At 29.4% G+C, this 18,986-nt stretch carries 22 protein-coding genes; 8 read left to right on the top strand and 14 right to left on the bottom strand.

Annotated elements, in window-relative coordinates:
• Nucleotides 1-15: 15 nt before the first annotated feature.
• The 8 genes from coxB (at nucleotide 16) to ABXT56_RS05695 (ending at nucleotide 7,387) form a co-directional block, all read left to right on the top strand.
• A complete protein-coding gene (gene coxB, locus ABXT56_RS05730; RefSeq protein ID WP_415299752.1) occupies nucleotides 16-831 on the top strand; it encodes a cytochrome c oxidase subunit II in 816 nt (271 codons plus the stop codon).
• A 2-nt stretch (nucleotides 832-833) separates the two neighbouring features.
• On the top strand, nucleotides 834-2,468 hold the full coding sequence (gene ctaD, locus ABXT56_RS05725; protein WP_415299751.1) for a cytochrome c oxidase subunit I: 1,635 nt from the start codon (nucleotides 834-836) through the stop codon (nucleotides 2,466-2,468).
• Between the two features lie 32 nt (nucleotides 2,469-2,500).
• Entirely contained in the window at nucleotides 2,501-3,412 is a 912-nt protein-coding gene (gene cyoE, locus ABXT56_RS05720; RefSeq protein ID WP_415299750.1) for a heme o synthase, read from the top strand.
• 121 nt (nucleotides 3,413-3,533) lie between these two features.
• Complete coding sequence (locus tag ABXT56_RS05715) at nucleotides 3,534-4,070, top strand: cytochrome c oxidase assembly protein (protein ID WP_415299749.1); 537 nt, start codon at nucleotides 3,534-3,536, stop codon at nucleotides 4,068-4,070.
• A gap of 2 nt (nucleotides 4,071-4,072) precedes the next feature.
• Complete coding sequence (locus tag ABXT56_RS05710) at nucleotides 4,073-4,861, top strand: cytochrome c oxidase subunit 3 (RefSeq protein ID WP_415299748.1); 789 nt, start codon at nucleotides 4,073-4,075, stop codon at nucleotides 4,859-4,861.
• Between the two features lie 10 nt (nucleotides 4,862-4,871).
• Nucleotides 4,872-5,525: an SURF1 family protein gene (locus tag ABXT56_RS05705; protein ID WP_415299747.1), complete on the top strand. Its 654-nt coding sequence runs from the start codon at nucleotides 4,872-4,874 to the stop codon at nucleotides 5,523-5,525.
• A complete protein-coding gene (gene thrC / locus ABXT56_RS05700) occupies nucleotides 5,526-6,905 on the top strand; it encodes a threonine synthase (RefSeq protein WP_415299746.1) in 1,380 nt (459 codons plus the stop codon).
• Nucleotides 6,902-7,387, top strand: coding sequence for a peroxiredoxin (locus ABXT56_RS05695; protein ID WP_415299745.1), 486 nt, complete (start codon nucleotides 6,902-6,904; stop codon nucleotides 7,385-7,387). Before thrC ends, ABXT56_RS05695 begins: the two co-directional genes overlap by 4 nt.
• Here ABXT56_RS05695 and rnhA read toward each other — a convergent pair.
• Genes rnhA through ABXT56_RS05625 form a run of 14 tightly spaced genes read right to left on the bottom strand, consistent with a single transcriptional unit; the run spans nucleotide 7,379 to nucleotide 18,981 of the window.
• Nucleotides 7,379-7,804, bottom strand: a complete 426-nt coding sequence (gene rnhA / locus ABXT56_RS05690) for a ribonuclease HI (RefSeq protein ID WP_415299744.1) — start codon at nucleotides 7,802-7,804, stop codon at nucleotides 7,379-7,381. The two genes, ABXT56_RS05695 and rnhA, sit on opposite strands and share 9 nt — an antisense overlap.
• Nucleotides 7,804-8,772, bottom strand: coding sequence for a homoserine kinase (locus tag ABXT56_RS05685; RefSeq protein ID WP_415299743.1), 969 nt, complete (start codon nucleotides 8,770-8,772; stop codon nucleotides 7,804-7,806). The genes rnhA and ABXT56_RS05685 overlap by 1 nt, the downstream gene beginning before the upstream one ends.
• A complete protein-coding gene (gene ispH / locus ABXT56_RS05680; protein WP_415299742.1) occupies nucleotides 8,773-9,717 on the bottom strand; it encodes a 4-hydroxy-3-methylbut-2-enyl diphosphate reductase in 945 nt (314 codons plus the stop codon). It lies immediately after the preceding gene.
• Nucleotides 9,707-10,642 (bottom strand): Brp/Blh family beta-carotene 15,15'-dioxygenase, encoded by a 936-nt coding sequence (locus tag ABXT56_RS05675; protein ID WP_415299741.1) that lies wholly within the window; start codon nucleotides 10,640-10,642, stop codon nucleotides 9,707-9,709. Before ABXT56_RS05675 ends, ispH begins: the two co-directional genes overlap by 11 nt.
• A 1-nt stretch (nucleotide 10,643) precedes the next feature.
• On the bottom strand, nucleotides 10,644-11,714 hold the full coding sequence (locus ABXT56_RS05670) for a lycopene cyclase family protein (RefSeq protein WP_415299740.1): 1,071 nt from the start codon (nucleotides 11,712-11,714) through the stop codon (nucleotides 10,644-10,646).
• Nucleotides 11,701-12,327 (bottom strand): squalene/phytoene synthase family protein, encoded by a 627-nt coding sequence (locus tag ABXT56_RS05665; protein WP_415299739.1) that lies wholly within the window; start codon nucleotides 12,325-12,327, stop codon nucleotides 11,701-11,703. Before ABXT56_RS05665 ends, ABXT56_RS05670 begins: the two co-directional genes overlap by 14 nt.
• Nucleotides 12,328-12,380: 53 nt before the next feature.
• A complete protein-coding gene (locus tag ABXT56_RS05660; RefSeq protein WP_415299738.1) occupies nucleotides 12,381-12,551 on the bottom strand; it encodes a squalene/phytoene synthase family protein in 171 nt (56 codons plus the stop codon).
• On the bottom strand, nucleotides 12,551-14,008 hold the full coding sequence (gene crtI, locus ABXT56_RS05655; protein ID WP_415299737.1) for a phytoene desaturase family protein: 1,458 nt from the start codon (nucleotides 14,006-14,008) through the stop codon (nucleotides 12,551-12,553). Before crtI ends, ABXT56_RS05660 begins: the two co-directional genes overlap by 1 nt.
• 39 nt (nucleotides 14,009-14,047) lie before the next feature.
• On the bottom strand, nucleotides 14,048-14,578 hold the full coding sequence (locus ABXT56_RS05650) for an ATPase (RefSeq protein WP_415299736.1): 531 nt from the start codon (nucleotides 14,576-14,578) through the stop codon (nucleotides 14,048-14,050).
• Nucleotides 14,535-15,125, bottom strand: a complete 591-nt coding sequence (locus tag ABXT56_RS05645; protein WP_415299735.1) for a F0F1 ATP synthase subunit B — start codon at nucleotides 15,123-15,125, stop codon at nucleotides 14,535-14,537. The genes ABXT56_RS05650 and ABXT56_RS05645 overlap by 44 nt, the downstream gene beginning before the upstream one ends.
• Before the next feature lie 5 nt (nucleotides 15,126-15,130).
• Nucleotides 15,131-15,358 carry a F0F1 ATP synthase subunit C gene (locus tag ABXT56_RS05640; protein ID WP_006997791.1) on the bottom strand — a complete coding sequence of 76 codons (228 nt, stop codon included), beginning with the start codon at nucleotides 15,356-15,358 and terminating at the stop codon, nucleotides 15,131-15,133.
• Nucleotides 15,359-15,377: 19 nt separating this feature from the next.
• Nucleotides 15,378-16,112 (bottom strand): F0F1 ATP synthase subunit A, encoded by a 735-nt coding sequence (locus tag ABXT56_RS05635; RefSeq protein ID WP_415299734.1) that lies wholly within the window; start codon nucleotides 16,110-16,112, stop codon nucleotides 15,378-15,380.
• Between the two features lie 12 nt (nucleotides 16,113-16,124).
• The gene (locus ABXT56_RS05630; RefSeq protein WP_415299733.1) at nucleotides 16,125-16,400 is read right to left on the bottom strand and encodes an AtpZ/AtpI family protein; all 276 of its coding nucleotides are present in this window, start codon (nucleotides 16,398-16,400) and stop codon (nucleotides 16,125-16,127) included.
• 7 nt (nucleotides 16,401-16,407) lie between these two features.
• Nucleotides 16,408-18,981: a chromosome segregation SMC family protein gene (locus ABXT56_RS05625; protein WP_415299732.1), complete on the bottom strand. Its 2,574-nt coding sequence runs from the start codon at nucleotides 18,979-18,981 to the stop codon at nucleotides 16,408-16,410.
• Nucleotides 18,982-18,986: the final 5 nt, after the last annotated feature.

The following is an 18,986-nucleotide window of genomic DNA, read 5'->3' as shown; positions in this document are numbered from 1 at the left end:
TATAGAGTGTAACAAATGAAAAAATTTATATTTACAGCTTTAACTCCTATTTTTGCAACAAATGCATTAGCTGATCAACCTAAAGACTGGCAATTAGGATTCCAAAATCCAGCGTCTGATGGAATGAGAGACATTGTTAACTTTCACAATAACCTTCTACTTCCAGTAATTATTGCTATCAGTGTTTTTGTTTTATTTCTTATGATTTACACGTGCATAAGATTTAGAGAATCAAAAAATCCAGTTCCATCAAAGACCACCCATAATGTTGCTGTGGAAGTTTTGTGGACATTAATTCCATGTTTGATTCTAATAGTAATGGCTGTTCCATCTTTTAAAATTTTATACAAACAAGATACAATTCCAAAAGCAGATCTTACAGTTAAGGCTGTTGGCTATCAGTGGTACTGGGGATATGAATATCCTGATGAAAATGTTATTTTTGAGTCGTACATGATTAAAGAAGATGAATTAAAAGAAAACCAACCAAGATTACTAACAGTTGATAATGAAGTTGTTGTTCCAGTAAATAAAGTAGTTAAGGTTTTAATTACTGCAAATGATGTTTTGCATGCTTGGGCGTTACCATCTTTTGGAGTTAAGAGAGATGCGGTTCCAGGAAGAATAAATGAAACTTGGTTTAAAGCTGAAAAAGTAGGAACATATTATGGTCAATGCTCTGAGTTATGTGGAATACAACATGCTTTTATGCCGATCACAGTTAGAGTTGTAACAGATGAAGAATATGCAATATGGTTGGCAGATGCTAAAATGAAGTTTGCTAAAGAACCCCTTACAGAAAATGAATATAAAAAACTAGCGAGTAAATAAAAATGTATACACAAACAGCATCACACGACGATCATCACACACCAACTGGCTGGAAACGTTGGGCTTATTCAACTAATCATAAAGATATTGGTACAATGTATTTAATTTTTGCAATCGTTGCAGGAATTATAGGAACAGCTTTTTCAGTATTAATGAGAATTGAACTGATGCATCCTGGTGACGGAATTTTAGGTGGTAACTATCATTTATATAATGTGTTGGTTACAGGACATGGTCTAATAATGATTTTCTTTATGGTAATGCCAGCTATGATTGGTGGATTTGGTAATTGGTTCGTTCCTATTATGATTGGTGCGCCTGATATGGCTTTTCCAAGAATGAATAATATTTCGTTTTGGTTATTGCCAGCTTCATTTATTTTATTATTACTTTCAATATTTGTGGATGGCCCTCCAGGTCAACAAGGTGTTGGTGGAGGATGGACTTTATATCCACCTTTATCCTCTAAAGCTGGACAACCAGGACCTGCTATGGATTTTGCTATTTTAAGTCTACACTTAGCTGGAGCTTCTTCAATTTTAGGAGCGGTTAATTTTATTACAACAATTTTAAATATGAGAACGCCAGGTATGACTTTGCATAAAATGCCTTTATTTGCTTGGTCTGTGTTAGTTACAGCATTTTTACTATTACTATCACTACCTGTTTTAGCTGGTGCAATTACAATGCTTTTAACAGATAGAAATTTTGGAACGGCATTTTTTGATGCACAAACTGGTGGAGACCCAGTTTTATACCAACATTTATTTTGGTTCTTTGGTCATCCAGAGGTTTATATTTTAATTTTACCTGGTTTTGGAATGATAAGTCATATTGTTTCAACATTTTCTAAAAAACCTGTATTTGGATATTTAGGAATGGCTTATGCAATGGTTTCAATTGGTGTAGTTGGCTTTGTTGTTTGGGCGCACCACATGTACACAGTTGGTTTAAGCACTGACACTAAAGCATATTTTTTAGCTGCAACAATGATTATTGCCGTACCAACGGGTATTAAGATATTTTCATGGATAGCAACAATGTGGGGTGGATCAATTTCATTTAAAACTCCAATGTTGTGGGCACTAGGATTTATATTTTTATTTACAGTAGGTGGTGTAACAGGTGTTGTACTTGCAAATGCTGGTGTTGATACTGCAATGCATGATACCTATTATGTGGTTGCTCACTTTCATTATGTTTTATCTCTAGGAGCTGTATTTGCAATCTTTGCAGGATTTTATTACTGGTTTGGTAAAATGTCCGGCTATGAATATTCTGAATGGATGGGAAAATTACATTTCTGGTTAACTTTTATTGGTGTAAATTTAATATTTTTTCCACAACACTTCTTAGGTTTAGCAGGAATGCCAAGAAGATATGCTGATTATCCAGATGCTTTTGCTGGCTGGAATTATGTTTCATCAGTTGGCTCATACATAGCAGTTGCTGGTTTATTGGTATTTTTTGCTAACCTAATTTACTCTTTTTCAAAGAAAAAAGCTGCAGCGCAAAATCCTTGGGGTGAAGGAGCCACAACTTTAGAATGGACTGTGCCGTCACCACCAAATTTTCATACTTTTGAAGAATTACCAAAATTTGAAGATCCAGATGGTGTTGAAAAAGCTACTAGTTAATAAATTTTAAGTTTATTCTAAATAGAATATTAATGATTAATTCAAAATTAAAAAATAGAAACTTAAGTCAAGAAGAGGTGTTTAATTTTTCTGAATTATTTAAATTGATGAAACCAAGGGTAATGTCTTTGGTTATCTTTACGTGCGCTGTAGGACTTTTAATGGCACCTACTGCAATTTCAACCAAAGATGCAATGATTGCAATTTTATTGGTATCTATTGGAGCTGGAGCAGCTGGAGCTCTAAATATGTGGTACGAGTCAGACCTTGATGCTTTAATGACAAGAACCTGCCTAAGACCAATTCCAATAGGTAAAATTAATAGAAAACAAGCTCTAATTTTTGGAACATCACTTTCATTTTTTTCAGTGATTGTATTAGACTATTTTGCAAATACACTTTCAGCAGCACTACTGTTATTTACAATTTTGTTTTATGTGTTTGTTTATACAATTTGGTTAAAAAGAAAAACACCTCAAAATATTGTTATTGGAGGAGCTGCAGGAGCGCTACCACCAGTAATTGGCTGGACTATTGCTACTAACTCACTTTCTCTTGAACCAATAACTTTTTTTCTTATTATATTTTTTTGGACTCCATCTCATTTTTGGGCATTAAGTCTCTATAAATCTGATGATTATAAAAAAGCAAAAATTCCAATGCTTCCATTGACCAACGGAATAGAGAGCACAAAATTAAATATTTTAGTTTATTCATTATTAATGTTACCCATGATTATTCTACCCTATGTAATTGGTTTAGTGGGTTTGGTATTTCTAATACCATCCTTAATGTTGACACTATATTATAATTTTTTATGTTTTGAGCTTTATAAGTTTAAAAAAGATAAATTTAACCCTAAAAAAGCAAAGACTATATTTGGATATTCAATTTTATATTTATTTTTGATATTTGTTATTTTTTTGATAGATAAAATACTATGATGATACCAGACAAAAAAACTAAGCGAAAAAATATTTTAACAGCCTTAGCAATATTAGGGTTTATGGTATTTTTATTTTTCTTCACACTTTATAATACTGGTGTTTTCGACAGAGCAATCTAATGCAGAAAAAAACCTTAACCCCAATTCTTTTAGCTGGAATATTTTTTCTTATGCTAGGCCTTTCATTCGCTGCTGTACCATTATATGACATATTTTGTAAAGTGACTGGCTTTGGAGGAACTACACAGACATCAAAAGAAGCACCTAAAATAGTTTTAGATCAAAAAGTTAGTGTTCGTTTTGATACGAATGTAAATAATCTTCCCTGGAATTTTAAAGTAAAAAAAAACGTAATGGATGTTAAGATTGGTCAAGTGAATCGAATCGAGTTTGAAGTAGAAAATTATGGAAATGAAACAACTTACGGAGTTGCTGCGTTTAATGTATCCCCATCATCATTTGGTAAATATTATAGTAAATTAGGGTGTTTTTGTTTTGAAAAACAGGCTTTAAAAGCAGGTGAAAAAGCAACTTATATTATGACTTTTTATTTGGATCCAGAAATGGTAAATGATCCCAACACCAAAAATATTAAAGATGTAACTATGTCCTATACTTTTTTTTCATCAGATTACTATAACCAATCAGAATTATAAAAATGTCTGCAGAAAAAAAACATGATTATCATCTAGTAGATCCAAGTCCTTGGCCTATATACGTCTCATTTTCATGTTTAGTTTTAGCAATAGGTTCAGTTTATTATCTGCATAGTGAAATTTCTTGGGGAATGTATCTAGGCTTAGCTTTACTGTTTTATGGAACATATATGTGGTTCAGAGATGTTGTTATTGAAGCAGAACACCAAGGTCATCACACACCAGTAGTACAAATTCACCACAGATATGGAATGACATTATTTATTGCTTCAGAAGTTATGTTCTTTGTGGCATGGTTTTGGGCATATTTTGATGCAAGTTTATTTCCATCTTTAGCAATTGGAGGAACATGGCCACCTAAAGATATTGTAACTTTTGATCCATGGGACATTCCACTTATTAATACTTTAATTCTACTTTTGTCTGGAACGACTGTAACATGGTCACACCACGCATTGTTAGAAGGTGATAGAAAAAGCTTTATTCAAGGACTTGTTCTTACAGTTATACTTGGTTTCTCTTTTTCACTATTGCAAGTTTATGAATACCAGCATGCAACTTTTGATTTTGCAGGTAACATATATGGCTCAGTATTTTATATGGCAACAGGTTTCCATGGCTTTCATGTTATTATTGGTACTATATTTTTAGCAGTATGTTTAATGAGAGCAAGAAAGGGTCACTTTACAGAGGAACATCACTTTGGATTTGAGGCAGCTGCTTGGTACTGGCACTTTGTAGATGTTGTGTGGCTATTCTTATTTGCTGCCATTTATATTTGGGGGAGTTAATTTTTAGCCCTTGAGATATAAATTTTTATTTTCTATTTTTGTATTTTTCTTTATTTCTGTATTTATAGCTCTTGGTAGTTGGCAGATAATTAGGCTTAATTGGAAATTAGAATTAATCAATCAAATAGAAACTTCACTCAAAGATAATCCTGTTAGTCTTACAAGCAGTAATGAAAAAAACTATTTAAGAATTAAAACTAATGGATCAATTGATTTTGAAAAGCAAATTTATCTGTATAATTTAAATGAAAAAGGAAAACCAGGCTTTGAGGTTATTAACCCACTAAAAATTGGGAATAAAAACTACTTGTTAAATAGAGGGTGGATACCATTTGATAAAAAAGATAATGAAATTATCAATATTATTGATGAAAGCAATATAATTGGAATTTTAAAAAAACAAATAAAAGCTAATAGATTTAAACCCAAAAATGACCTTTTAAATAATTATTGGTTTACACTTAATAGAGACGATACTTTCAATTTTACAGGTAAGAAATTTTCTCCATATGTAATTTATCTTTCTGGAAATGCAGAATTACCAAAGCCAAAATTGATTACTGCAAATATTTCAAATAATCACAAAAAGTATGCAATGACTTGGTTTTCGTTAGCGATTTCAATTCTTTTACTATATTTATATTTTAGGAAAAAAAATTATTAAATGAAATATGTAAGTACTAGGGATAACTCAAAAGAATATAGCTTTGAACAGATATTCATCAAAGGGCTTGCCGATGATGGAGGCTTGTTTGTTCCAAAGAAAGTTAAAAAATACAGTGCTGAAGAATTAAAGGCATTAAGTGAATTAAGCTATCAGAATTTAGCAAAAGAAATAATATATCCATTTATAGGTGACTTTATGACGGTAAATGAGTTATCGGATATTGTTGATAAATCATATTCTGTTTTTAGAAAAGATAACGCCGTAGATTTAATTAAAGTTGGTGATACTAAAATTTTAGAGTTATTCCATGGCCCTACACTTGCCTTTAAAGATATAGCAATGCAATTGTTGGGAAACCTCTATGAACATTACTTGAAAAAAAATAGCAAAAATATAAATGTTGTAGTTGCAACATCTGGAGATACAGGTGCTGCTGCGATAGATGCAATCAAGGGAAAAAAGAATATGAATATATTTGTTCTTCACCCTCATGAGAAAGTTTCACTTGTTCAAAGAAAACTAATGTCAACAGTTAAAGAAAAGAATGTCTTTAATATAGCGATTGAAGGTAACTTTGATGATTGTCAGAATTTAGTTAAATCAATGTTTGCAGATAAAGAATTCTCTAATTCAATTAATATGTCTGGAGTAAATTCAATAAATTGGGCAAGAATTATTGCACAATCCGTATATTATTTTTATACATATTTCCAAATACGAGATGATCGACCTATTAATTTTTCAGTACCGACAGGAAATTTTGGGGATGTATATGCTGGCTATCTATCAAAAAAAATGGGTTTACCAATAAACAAATTTATAGTTGCAACTAATAAAAATGATATTTTGCATAGAGCAATTTCTAATGGAAACTATGAGGCAGAAAGTGTTTCTGAAACCAACTCACCAAGTATGGATATTCAAATCGCCAGTAATTTTGAAAGGTTAATTTATGATTTAAATGATTGTGATGATGATGAAACAAGAAAAATCATGCATGGAATTAAAGAAAAAGGTAAATATGTTATTTCAAAAGATAAAATGGAAAAAATAAATAAAGATTTCTTATCAGCGAGCATGAGTGAGAAAGAAATTTTAGAAACCATTAAAGAAGTCCATATTAAATATGATATTGTACTGGATCCTCATAGTGCAATAGGATTTGGATCTTTAGATAAAGTAAATTTAGAAGGTAATAATATTGTTTTAGCTACTGCACATCCATGCAAGTTTCCTGAAGCTATAGATAAATCGATTGGGATCAAATCTGAATTACCTGATGAACTAAAGTATGTTATGGGTGAAAAAGAAAATTATGATATTATTTCAAATAATCTAAGCAAAACTCAACAATACATTAAGGAAAAAATTAAATGAAATTAAAAGAAAATGAAACAATACCTAATTCTGAATTTTTTATAATGGAAGATGGAAATCCTGTTAAGAAAAATACTTTTGAGTTTTTTAAAGATAAGAAGGTAGTTTTATTTGGTTTACCAGGAGCTTACACATCAGTTTGTTCGGCAAAACATTTACCTGGTTACGTTGATAGCCATGATGAATACAAAGCAAAAGGTGTAGATTTAATAGTCTGTATCTCAGTAAATGACCCATTTGTAATGGAAGCTTGGGGCAAAAGCCAAAATGTTACAGATAAAGTTTTGATGATGGCTGATCCATTTTTGAGTTTTACGAAAGCAATAGGTGCTGATGTTGATAAAAGTGCCCGAGGGTTAGGTGTAAGATCAAATAGATACACAATGCTAATAGACAATCTTAAAGTAATTAAATTGGAAGAAGAAGAAGATGCTGGTGCATGTGAAGTTTCGGCTGCCCAAAATTTTTTAAATTTAGTTTAATTCTGCAGCTTGTTTAGCTAATAAATCAACTTCTTCATTTAGAATATTTCCAGCATGAGCCTTAACCCATATCCATTTAATTTCATGAGATTTGTTTAATTCATAAAGTTGAGTCCAAAGCTCTTTGTTTTTTACTGGTTCTTTTTTAGAAGTTAACCAATTATTTTTTATCCATTTGTGCACCCAGTCAGTAATACCTAATTTTACATATTGTGAGTCTGTATAAATTTCAATGGGTTGCTGCTCTTTTATTTCCTGCAGTGCTTTAATTGGAGCCATTAGCTCCATCTTATTATTAGTTGTGTCTTTAACGCTTCCACTAATTTTTTTAATTTCATCATTAATATTGATGATTGCAGCCCAACCTCCATTTCCAGGATTTTTTAAACAAGAACCGTCCGTATAAATTTTTATCATTATTTATAATAATCTTTGTAGTTATTTAGATTGTTATGGATAATTAGTTTTTGAAAATATTCGTTAGGTTCTTTGACCTGAATTAGTGCAGTTTTAGGAGTGTTAAAATAATCATAAATTCTAGTTAGTAGGTACCTTAAAGCTGCCCCTCTACATAATATATTTAATGAGTCCTTCTCTTTTTTTGAAATAGTTCTTATAGTTTCATATCCATCAATTAAGTATTTAATTTTTTTATTATTCATTACAAAAGAATTTCTTTTTTTATCAAAACATAAAGCATTTATACAAATTGCAATCTCATACATCAGGTAATCATTGCTTGAAAAATAAAAATCAATAAATCCAGAAAATTTATTTTTATTAAAAAAAATATTATCTATAAATAGATCTCCATGTATAATTCCACTTGGCAATTTTTTTGGCCATTGATTTTTAATATCTTTAAAGCACACATTAAGAGTAGGTTTTAGTTTTGGAGCTATTTTATTAGATGAAAATTTTATACTTTTTAATAAATCACCTAATTTATTAATAGACATAGAGTTTTGTCTATATAGCTTTATTTTAGTTCCAACTTTATGGAATTTTGCAATATTTTTTCCAATATCAAAACAATTTTTATAATTAAGAGTTGTTTTATCTTTTCCCTTTAAAAAAGTCACAATACTAGCAGGTTTATTTTGTATTTTACTTAAGTGCTTATTAGCATTGTTCTTTAACGGTTTTGGGCAAATAATTTTTTTTTGATTTAGTTTTTCCATTAAGTTCATAAAAAAAGGTAAATCCTTTTTCTGAACTCTTTTTTCAAAAATAGTTAATATAAAATTTTTTGTATTTGTTTTTAGTAAGTAGTTTGTATTTTCTATTCCTTTTTTAATTCCTTCAAATTTTATTATTTTTCCTAATTTATAATCTCTACTTAGAGATAGAAGGTCTTTACTATTTATTTTAGTGTATACGGCCATCTAATTTAATTTTGCAGGAACTTTAAAAACAATATTTTCTTTGATAATTTCAACTTCCTCAATTTTTATTTTAAAATTATCTTTCAATTTATTAATGAAATTTTCAACTAGAACTTCAGGCGCTGATGCACCAGAAGAAACACCAATTGTTTTACAATTTTGTATTTTTTCAAAAGGAATTTCACTTTCAGAGTGAATTAATTCAGCATGTGGGCAGCCAGTTTGTTCTGCTACCTCAACTAAACGAACTGAATTTGAGGAATTTCTACTTCCTAAAACAAAAAACATATCACATTGCTTGGCAATATTTTTAACAGCTGATTGACGATTAGTAGTTGCATAGCAAATATCCTCTTTAAATGGTTCTTTAATTTGAGGAAATTTTTTTTTAAGAGCTTTTATTATATTTTTAGTGTCATCAACTGACAGAGTTGTTTGAGTAACATATGCAATTTTTTTATTATCATCCAATTCATATAATTCAACATCATGCTCATCTTGAATCAAACCAATCATATTTTCTGGTAATTGCCCCATAGTACCAATAACTTCTGGATGATTTTTATGACCTATAAGAACAATATGGTAACCAGCTTTGTGAAGGTTTTCTGCTTCTCTATGAACTTTTGAAACAAGAGGACAGGTAGCATCTATGTATTCCATATTATAGCCATTAGCCTCTAGAGGTACTGATTTTGGTACACCGTGTGCAGAAAATATCACTGGTCTAGTTTTATCTTCAACCTCTTCTAACTCTTCAATAAAAATTGCACCTATTGCCTTAAGACTATCCACTACATGTTTATTGTGAACTATTTCATGTCGCACATAAACTGGTGCACCATATTTCTTTATGCTTTTTTGAACTATTTCTATTGCTCTTTCTACGCCAGCACAAAAACCTCTTGGAGCAGATAACAATACTTTAATTACTCTATTTTTCATTTTTTTCTAAAAGATACTCAAGCAATATATGAGGAAAGGTTAAAGACGCCAAACCAATAAATATAACTTTTAATATTGCATCATTTAATTGGTAGAAATTAGAGAGAAAATATAAGCTTATAACATAAAAAATAGCAGTTAAAACTGTAAGTGGCATAGCTTTTTTTATAAAAGTTATAGCACCAACTTTAAAACTATTTTCGTTAAGCTCTGTTATCAGTGAAATTGTATGTCGAAATGAATGCAGGAAACAAAAGTATATTGTAAAGGCAATTAGTGGAGTTAAATAATAATTAAGAACAATAATTGAAAAAAAATCTAAAAATATCAAAATTTTTATAATTTTAAAATCTTTCAAAAAGTAATAAATGCTAGATAGTAAAGAAATAGATAAAGCAAAAAACAATATATTGTTATCTTCAATAAAGTTTAAGAATAAATAAAACATTTCATTTTCTATTAAAAGTAATTTAAAAATATTAATTGTTTCAACGAAATGAAACATTAATGGTGCAATTATTATTAGAGATCCTTTAAAGAAATAAAGAATTAGATTTGATACATTTTTATTGTTTATCAAAAATTCTGTATCTTCTTTCCCAAAATGATATGAGGCAACTGCTAAAAATAAAATAAGAGACACAGTTGGAAAAAATAACCAAAATATGATGATACTAATTCCAATAAGAGAATATATTAAATAAAAAAAATAAGATTTTTTTATATTATATAATTGGCTAAGTTTTTCACCTTTTTTATTGTCTAGTGCACCATGTGAAACTCCAATTGTAAGAATAAGAAATAAACATACCACTGAAGGGATAATTAAGTTTTCGAATTGATTAACAGCCAAAGCAATGAAGCATGAAAAAAGAAAAAAAATTATTGAATGATAGAAATTAATTTTATTTATCAGGCTAAGCATTTTATTTTAAAAGGGCTTTAATAAATAACCATTTTTTAGCTGTTTTAAGAATTATTAATAAATCTTGAAAAATATTACTCTTATTAGATAGAAATTTAATTATAGTTTCAGGAGAGTTATCAAACATTTTAAAAAATATATTTGGCATTTGGTTGGCATGATTATTTAAAACTCTTAAAAATATCTTATCTAGAAATTGATATTTTTTCTTAATTTCATATCTTCTTATTTTATCAATATTATCAATATTTTTTCTTATGTATCTGCTGTGTTCTTGAATATTTAGAAAAGTGTACCCGGTACTTAATCTAGTCATATGTCCCGCGGTACCTATATTTATTTTATTTTTTTCATCAATATTTGATGGATAAAAAAGTGGTATAGCACCATTTTCTTTATAATTAACTTTGTAATTTTTAATATTCAGATGATTTTCAATGTAATTTTTTAATTGCTGATCATAATCCATTTCCAGATCATTATTCATTTTAGATAACCACGTAGTTTCAACCATAGCCTTATTTTTACTAAAAGGTAGTGTGTAAAAGAAATGAACACTTTCATATTGTTGACAATCAAAGTCCATTAAATTCATTATCTTTTCATCAAAAACATCTTTAGTAGTCTCGATCTCAATACCTTTAAAGTGTTGCCAAAGTTGATTTTGATTAGATTCTATTGAGGTAACACTATTAAAAACAAGCGAGTTATTTAAGCTTACCTCATTAATATTTCTATAAAATTTAATATTCAGATTTTGTTTTAGTATGGAGTTTATTTTTTTATAGAATAGTCCACTATCAATTGATTGATAAGGTAGCTTATTACATTCTAAAAATTTAGTTTTATTGGGTATATTTATAGAAAAATAATCCCAACTTTTTTTAACACAATCTTCAAAATTATGATTTGTTGTTTTCCAGAAAGACCAAGTCTTATCTCTTTTGTATTCTAATCTAGGCTCAATAATTGCCAATGTTTTATTTTTGAGTTTATTATGAGTTTCTAATTCGTATGCCAAAGATAACCCAGCACAACCACCACCAATAATTATATAATCAAATTCTTTCATTAAAATCTATCTCCTCACTAATTAAAAAGTGTTCATTATTCATATAACCACTTTTTTGTTTTGTTACAAAAAGTGTTACTAAGTCAAATATAGAAAGAATGGTCTGATAGATTTTTGTAATATTATTTACATAAATCTTACCTGCTTTATTATAATTTTCTATATTCTTTGTTCTTAAAATTTTATCACCTATTTTCTTGTAAACTCTTCTTGCTATAAGTATTGCAAATCTAAATTTAAAGGGTATTTCCTTTATTGCTATAAAAGAGCTTTTATAAAACAAATCAGCTAAAGCCAAGGTGTCACTTATTGTCTTAAAATCATTCTTAATATAAAATCTATTAATCTTTGAGTCCTCCACAACATCTCTAGATATATTTGTTAGTTGCATTGCAATACCTAAATCTATGGCAGATCTCATTGAATTGTCATCTTTAACATTTAAAATTTTTGCCATCATCAGACCTACTGTACCAGCAACTCTGTAAGAATAAATTAACAAATCTTTTTTATTATTTAATTGAACTTTTTTATTTAAATCCGATTCAACACCATCAAATAAATCTTCAATAATTTTTATTGAAATTAAATGATGATCTATAAGATCCCACATGTTCTTAATTATTATATTACTATAGTTTTTATTAAGAAAATCATTTTTAAAAATTAATAGATTTTTTTTTTAATACCTAATTCACTATCGTCATCTGCAATATTGTCTACAGTTCTACAAAAATCATATAAAGACGAACACTTTTGATAGGTTTTTTTTGGTAAAAAGAAACCAGCCCAGTTAAATGACTTTGCGTAAATAGACAGGTAGTTTTTATTAGACATTATATAATCTTATCTAGAACTTTTGCTGAGGATAGCACACCAGGAACACCTGCACCAGGATGTGTTCCCGCACCAACGAAATATAAACCATCATAAATTTCTGATTTATTATGAAACCTAAAATATGCAGACTGTGTAAATTTGGGTTGGATCGAAAAACCTGATCCAAATTTAGTATTCAATTCATTTTCAAAATAATCTGGCGTTAAATAGAAATCTTCAATAATATTCTCTCTAAGATTAGGAAGTAATGCTTTTTCCATTTTATCTATTACTAAATTCTTCATTTTTTTACCTTCAATTTTCCAATCAATTTTGGATTGATTGTTTGGGACGGGCACAAGAACATAAAAACAATCATTTCCTTCAGGTGCCATTGATTTGTCTGTAGCTGATGGTCTATGAAGATAATAGCTTATGTCATCATTTAATTTTTTATTATCAAAAATATCACTCAGGTGTTCTTTATATTTATCACCAAATTTGATTGTGTGATGCTCAACATCTGGATATGTTTTTTTTGTTCCAAAATAGTAAACAAATAGACCCATAGAATACTGCATTCGATTTTTTTTCCATCTAAATAGAGAGCTTGTTTTATTTAGGCTTAGAAGTTTTTCATATACAGCAGGAGGGTCAGCATTACATATTACATTGTTTGAAAGTATTTCTTTTTGATTATCTAATTTTACTCCACTAATTTTTCCATTATTTGAAATTATTTTTGTTACCTCATGTCCTTTGATTAATTCAATTCCTTGTTCAATCATTAATTTTTCTAAGCCATTGATTATGTTCCCAGTTCCACCCATTGAGTAATGTATGCCCCATTTTTTTTCCAGATATAGAATTAATCCGTATATTGATGTTGTTGTAAAGGGATTTCCGCCAACTAATAGAGGATGCATACTTAGCATACGTCTTAATTTTTCATTTTTTACATATGAAGAAACTAATGAATAAACTGATTTATAGCTTTTAAGTTTTAATAAAGAGGGCAATTGTTTCATCATCACAAGAGGTTTATCAAATGGAACATCTGCTAGTTCTGTGAAGCCTTTATCAAATATTTTTTTTGTGAATTTTACAAGTTGCTCATAACCCCTAACATCATCTTTGTTTATTTCTTCAATTTGTTTTTTCATTTGATCTTCATCACCAGAGTAATCAAATACACCTCCATCTTCATAAATAAACCTATACCAAGTTTTCAAAGGAGTTAGCTTTATGTAATCTTCAGACTCTTTATTAAATAAAGTGAAAAGCTCTTCAATTAGATGGGGTGCAGTAATTACCGTTGGTCCAGCATCAAAAGTAAAACCATTTTTTTTAAACACTCTGGCTCTTCCACCCAAGTCAGGGTGCTTTTCAATTAAAGTTACCTTATGATTTTTGGATCTACATCTTAGTGCTGCGGCTATACCACCAAATCCAGAACCAATGATTATAGATTTCATTTATTTAATTTATAGTTTTTTTTAAAAATTGTAAGAGAATTATGAGTTTATTTTTTTAAGCGCAACTTTTGTTTCTTCTAGATTTTTATCAAACAAACTGTCAAGTTTTGATTTATCAACTGACGTACTGATAATCTTTTTGACAGATTCCACAGCAATTTTTATTGAAACATCTTTTATCTCTTTAAGTGCCGCATCCTTCATCTGTGAGATTTTATTTTCTGCTAATTTTTTTTTGATTTCAGAGGATTTGTGAAATTTATTATTCATTTCTATCACTAAATGGTCACTATCTTTTTTTGCTTGTTCTAAAATTTTATTAGCATCTTCTTTAGCTGTATCTAATTTGCTCTGTGCATTATCTAATAGGATTTTTGCTTCAGATCTTAATTTTTCACTCTCATCAATTTCATTCTTAATATCTAAAATAAGTTTATTTAAAATTTCATTAATTTTTTGAGGTATCTTTAAATAAACTAATCCACCAATAAAAATTATGAAAGATACTGCTACCCAAAAAGTTGCATCAATTGCCATAGTATTTATCCATCTTCTTTCTTGATAGATCATCAACAATTGCTGAGATGCTACTATTGTTAACTTCTGCACCTATTAACTGATGAATTAAATCTGCAGATGTTTCTACAGCTATTTTATTAATTTTTTCAGGAGCTTTATTTTTAAGTTCCAATATTTCAGACTCAATTACTTGAATTTCTAAATTTAATTCTTTATCTAAAGCATCTTTTTTAATGTTAATGTCTTTCAATAATTTTTCTCTAGCTTGTTTGAAGTATTTTTTAGCTTCATTTTTACTATCTTGAACTATTTTTTCATATTCTGCTATATTTAGCTCGCTTTGTTCTCTTTGCTTCTCTGCTGCCTCAATATTCTCTACGATCTGTGATTTCCTTATCTCAAGGTTTGCACTAATTTTTGGAAGTATAAGTTTAGAAAGAACAACATATAATATTCCAAAAGTTATAGCTAACCAAAAAATTTGAGAAATCCAAAACTCAGGATTTAATTGAGGCATACCTCCACTTTCAGCTGCAAAAGCTTCCATAAAAAATAGGAAGCTTAAAAATATCGACTGAAAAAATATTTTTTTAATCATTAAATTTAAAATGCAAATAAAATAATTAATGCAACAACTAATCCAAATAGACCAGTAGCCTCAGCTAAAGCAAATCCTAATAAAAGATTAGGAAATTGTTTTTGTGCTGCTGACGGATTTCTCATTGCACCAGAAAGGTAATTACCAAAGATAATTCCAATTCCAACACCGGCACCAGCTAGAGCTATTGCTGCTAGTCCTGCTCCGATCATTTTTGCTGCTTCTAATTCCATTATATCCTCCTTATGTTAGTTAATGGTGTAAATTTAATGCATCATTTAAATAGATGCAGGTTAAGATTGCAAAAACATATGCTTGAAGAAAAGCAACTAGTATCTCCAAACCAGTTAATGCAACCGAAAAACTCAGTGGAAGCCATCCACCAACTATCCCGAGGCTTATTACAAAGCCACCGAAAACTTTCATCATAGTATGACCAGCCATCATGTTAGCAAATAAACGAACTGAAAGACTTATAGGTCTACTTAAATAAGAAATAATTTCTATAACAACTATTAGTGGCAGAAGAACCACCGGTACTCCACTTGGTACAAATAGCTTTAAATAACCCAATCCATGCCTCATAAAACCAATTATTGTTACTCCAACAAAAATGAATGAAGCTAAAATAAAAGTGACAATGATATGACTAGTTACTGTAAATGCATATGGAATCATCCCGAACATATTGCAGAACAGCACAAACATAAATAAAGAAAATATAAATGCAAAATATGGTTTTGCTTTAGATCCAGCTGTATCACTAATCATTTTTGAAACAAAACTGTAACTTAGTTCTGCTAGAAGTTGAACTTTATTAGGCAGCAACGAATTTTTTTTTGATCCAAGATTAAAAATTAATAGAATTGCTAAAGAACTAATAACCATAAATAAACTTGCATTTGTAAATGATATATCAATCACACCTAATTTTATTTCTGGTCCAATTCTATAAACTTCGAATTGGTGCATTGGATTTGTTGCCATAATTTTTTAAGTCTATTTTTGCATATTTTTTGCAGATCTGAATACGTTTACAATACCAGCAACCACACCTACAAAAAAAAATATTAATATTAACCATGGCTTAGTACCAAAGGTCGTGTCTAAAATAAACCCTATAATTGTCCCAACAGCTACTGCAGATACTAATTCTGTACTTAACTTAAAGGCGGTTCCAATAGAAGAGGGTGGTTCATCTTTTTTAAAAAGGTTTCTTCTAGTAATTTTAGATTTTGCAATCTCTAGGCGAGTTTTAAGCGTATCTTTTGGCATTTATTTATTAAGCAACCATACTCTCAGCTTTTTGTAAATCAACAGCTACTAATTGGCTAATACCCTTTTCAGGCATAGTTACTCCATAAAGTCTATTCATTTTAGACATTGTTAGAGCATGATGCGTCACAATAATAAATTTAGTATTAGTTATTTTTGTTAATTCTTCTAAGAGGCTACAGAATCTTGTTACGTTAGCATCGTCAAGTGGAGCATCAACTTCATCCAATACGCAGATTGGAGATGGATTAGTAAGAAACACGGCAAAGATAAGCGATAAAGCAGTTAAAGCTTGTTCACCACCAGACAGTAAAGTTATAGATTGTAGTCTTTTACCCGGTGGACTTACTAACATTTCTAAACCAGCTTCAAGTGGGTCATCAGAGTCCACTAATTCTAGTTTTGCATTACCCCCATTAAATAGCTTTGTATAAACCTCATTAAATTTTCTATTAACTTTTTCAAATGCTTCTAAAAGTCTTTCTCTTCCTTTTTTGTTTAATTCATTAATACTTTCTTTAAGTTTAATAATTGCAGAAACAAGGTCTTCTCTATCCTGTTCCATTTTCTTAATTTCAATCTCATATTTGTTTGTTTCTTCATCTGCCCTTAAATTAACAGAACCAAGCTTTTCTCTGTCTCTTTTTTTTTTATCTAATTCCTCTTCTTGCGTGATAGAATCTGGCAACTCATCTAAACCATTTAAATTTGAATTTTCAAGAATATCATTCTCTTTAAGGTTAAGTTCAGACTGAACTCTGTCTAGTAAATCATCTTTACGTTTTTTTAGACCCTCAATTGTTGCTCCAGAGCTTGCTTTCCTCTCCCTTATTTGAATAGATTTTTCTTGGATATCATTTAATTCAAGTCTTAGAGAGCTAATCTTTATATCTGTTTCTTCAATTATTTTTTCATTTTCAATTTTTTCATTTTGTGAAATTCTTAAGCCTTCAGTAGTTTGACCTTTTTTTTCTGCTTGAGCTTTAGGTTGTTGGTCACGTTCATTTAGTTGTGATAGTAATTTATTTTTTCTTTCTGTTAGTTCAGTTACCATTTTTTGAGAGTTTGAAAGTAAGTTTTTCCAACTTTCAACTTCAGTTTCAATTGCTTTAATTCTTTCATTTCTTTTTACTGACTCTCTTTTTATTGACTGGTTTTTACTAAAACTATTTGCATACTTTTCTTGTAATAATTTAATATTTTTATTTTTTTGAGTAATATTAGAAAGTTTCTTTTTACTGTCCTCATCTTCTAAATTTTCTAAAAAATTATCTATTTCTATTTGACACCTATCAAGCAAGGCAAGAGCTTTATTAATTTCATTGTTATTAATTAATTCTTTTGTTCTTGTGATTGTATTTTTAACACTACTAATTGGATCAATAGCTATATTAATATTTCCATCAGCAAAAATATTTATGATTTCATCCACAGAATTTTGTTCATCTTTTAATTGATCTTTTGCTTTTTGTAGGTCTTCGCTAGATAATTTTTCAGTTTCAAAGTATTTTGAGTCTATTTCTATTAATTCAGTTTTTTCTTCTTTTAGCCTTTTTTCATTTGAATTGGCATCAATTACAATGCCTTTTTCTCTATCAATATCTTCCTCAATAGTTTTAAGGGATTTTTTTATATTTTCTATTTCGTCTTGAGTTCTAACATTTTCTTCATCTAAATTTTGAAGTTCTAGGTTTAGTCTTTGAATTCTTGAAAGGTTTTCAATATTTTTTTCTCTTAGCGGAGAAACTTTTTCTGTTTCAACTTTGATGGAATTTTCAAATGTAGCTATTTGTTGATTAAAATTATTTACTTCTCCTTCAGCCTCATTGTTAATTTCATTCTCTACTCTTATTTCATTATCAATATCTAATAGTTTTAAATAATATAAACCTGCTTCAATTTTTTTTATTTCTTCTGATATAAGTTTGTACCTTGTAGCTTCTTCAGCTTGCTTTTGAAGACTAGCTAATTGTTTTTCTTGCTGTTTTCTTAATTCATCAGCTCTTTTTAAATTAGTTTCTGCTGCGTTCAATCTAAGTTCGGCCTCATGTCTTCTTACATGTAAACCAGAAATATTTGCTGCCTCTTCTAAAATTGCACGTCTATCAGTTGGTTTCGCAGTGACTAAAGCTCCGATGCGTCCTTGACTTATCATTGAAGGTGAATGAGCGCCAGTAGATAGATCTGCAAAAAACATTTGAGCGTCTCTAGCTCTAACTTCTTTATTATTTATGTAAAATTTTGACCCTTTATCTTTTTCAATTTTTCTTCTAATTTCTATTTCCTCTATATCCTTATACTGCATGTGTCCCTCGTGGCCTGTGTTATCTATCACGATAGAAACTTCTGCTATATTTTTTGAAGCTTTGTTTGATGTTCCATTAAAAATAACATCTTCCATTCCGGAACCTCTCATACTTTTTGCTGAGGTTTCTCCCATAGCCCACCTTAGAGATTCTACAATATTTGACTTTCCACAACCGTTAGGACCAACTATCCCCGTTAACCCGTCTTCGATTAAAAATTTTGTTTTCTCAGCGAATGACTTAAATCCATTTAGTTGGATTTTTTTAAACTCCATGGATT

Source organism: Candidatus Pelagibacter sp. Uisw_134_02 (assembly GCF_047720265.1).
GTDB lineage: Bacteria > Pseudomonadota > Alphaproteobacteria > Pelagibacterales > Pelagibacteraceae > Pelagibacter.
This window is presented reverse-complemented; position numbering and strand designations above follow the sequence as displayed.

Bases quoted from the DNA above. Each gene is read 5' to 3' on its own strand.
- coxB (WP_415299752.1), top strand. From the start codon at position 16: ATGAAAAAATTTATATTTACAGCTTTAACTCCTATTTTTGCAACAAAT.
- ctaD (WP_415299751.1), top strand. From the start codon at position 834: ATGTATACACAAACAGCATCACACGACGATCATCACACACCAACTGGC.
- cyoE (WP_415299750.1), top strand. From the start codon at position 2,501: ATGATTAATTCAAAATTAAAAAATAGAAACTTAAGTCAAGAAGAGGTG.
- ABXT56_RS05715 (WP_415299749.1), top strand. From the start codon at position 3,534: ATGCAGAAAAAAACCTTAACCCCAATTCTTTTAGCTGGAATATTTTTT.
- ABXT56_RS05710 (WP_415299748.1), top strand. From the start codon at position 4,073: ATGTCTGCAGAAAAAAAACATGATTATCATCTAGTAGATCCAAGTCCT.
- thrC (WP_415299746.1), top strand. From the start codon at position 5,526: ATGAAATATGTAAGTACTAGGGATAACTCAAAAGAATATAGCTTTGAA.
- ABXT56_RS05695 (WP_415299745.1), top strand. From the start codon at position 6,902: ATGAAATTAAAAGAAAATGAAACAATACCTAATTCTGAATTTTTTATA.
- rnhA (WP_415299744.1), bottom strand. From the start codon at position 7,804: ATGATAAAAATTTATACGGACGGTTCTTGTTTAAAAAATCCTGGAAAT.
- ABXT56_RS05685 (WP_415299743.1), bottom strand. From the start codon at position 8,772: ATGGCCGTATACACTAAAATAAATAGTAAAGACCTTCTATCTCTAAGT.
- ispH (WP_415299742.1), bottom strand. From the start codon at position 9,717: ATGAAAAATAGAGTAATTAAAGTATTGTTATCTGCTCCAAGAGGTTTT.
- ABXT56_RS05675 (WP_415299741.1), bottom strand. From the start codon at position 10,642: ATGCTTAGCCTGATAAATAAAATTAATTTCTATCATTCAATAATTTTT.
- ABXT56_RS05670 (WP_415299740.1), bottom strand. From the start codon at position 11,714: ATGAAAGAATTTGATTATATAATTATTGGTGGTGGTTGTGCTGGGTTA.
- ABXT56_RS05665 (WP_415299739.1), bottom strand. From the start codon at position 12,327: ATGTGGGATCTTATAGATCATCATTTAATTTCAATAAAAATTATTGAA.
- ABXT56_RS05660 (WP_415299738.1), bottom strand. From the start codon at position 12,551: ATGTCTAATAAAAACTACCTGTCTATTTACGCAAAGTCATTTAACTGG.
- crtI (WP_415299737.1), bottom strand. From the start codon at position 14,008: ATGAAATCTATAATCATTGGTTCTGGATTTGGTGGTATAGCCGCAGCA.
- ABXT56_RS05650 (WP_415299736.1), bottom strand. From the start codon at position 14,578: ATGATCTATCAAGAAAGAAGATGGATAAATACTATGGCAATTGATGCA.
- ABXT56_RS05645 (WP_415299735.1), bottom strand. From the start codon at position 15,125: ATGATTAAAAAAATATTTTTTCAGTCGATATTTTTAAGCTTCCTATTT.
- ABXT56_RS05640 (WP_006997791.1), bottom strand. From the start codon at position 15,358: ATGGAATTAGAAGCAGCAAAAATGATCGGAGCAGGACTAGCAGCAATA.
- ABXT56_RS05635 (WP_415299734.1), bottom strand. From the start codon at position 16,112: ATGGCAACAAATCCAATGCACCAATTCGAAGTTTATAGAATTGGACCA.
- ABXT56_RS05630 (WP_415299733.1), bottom strand. From the start codon at position 16,400: ATGCCAAAAGATACGCTTAAAACTCGCCTAGAGATTGCAAAATCTAAA.
- ABXT56_RS05625 (WP_415299732.1), bottom strand. From the start codon at position 18,981: ATGGAGTTTAAAAAAATCCAACTAAATGGATTTAAGTCATTCGCTGAG.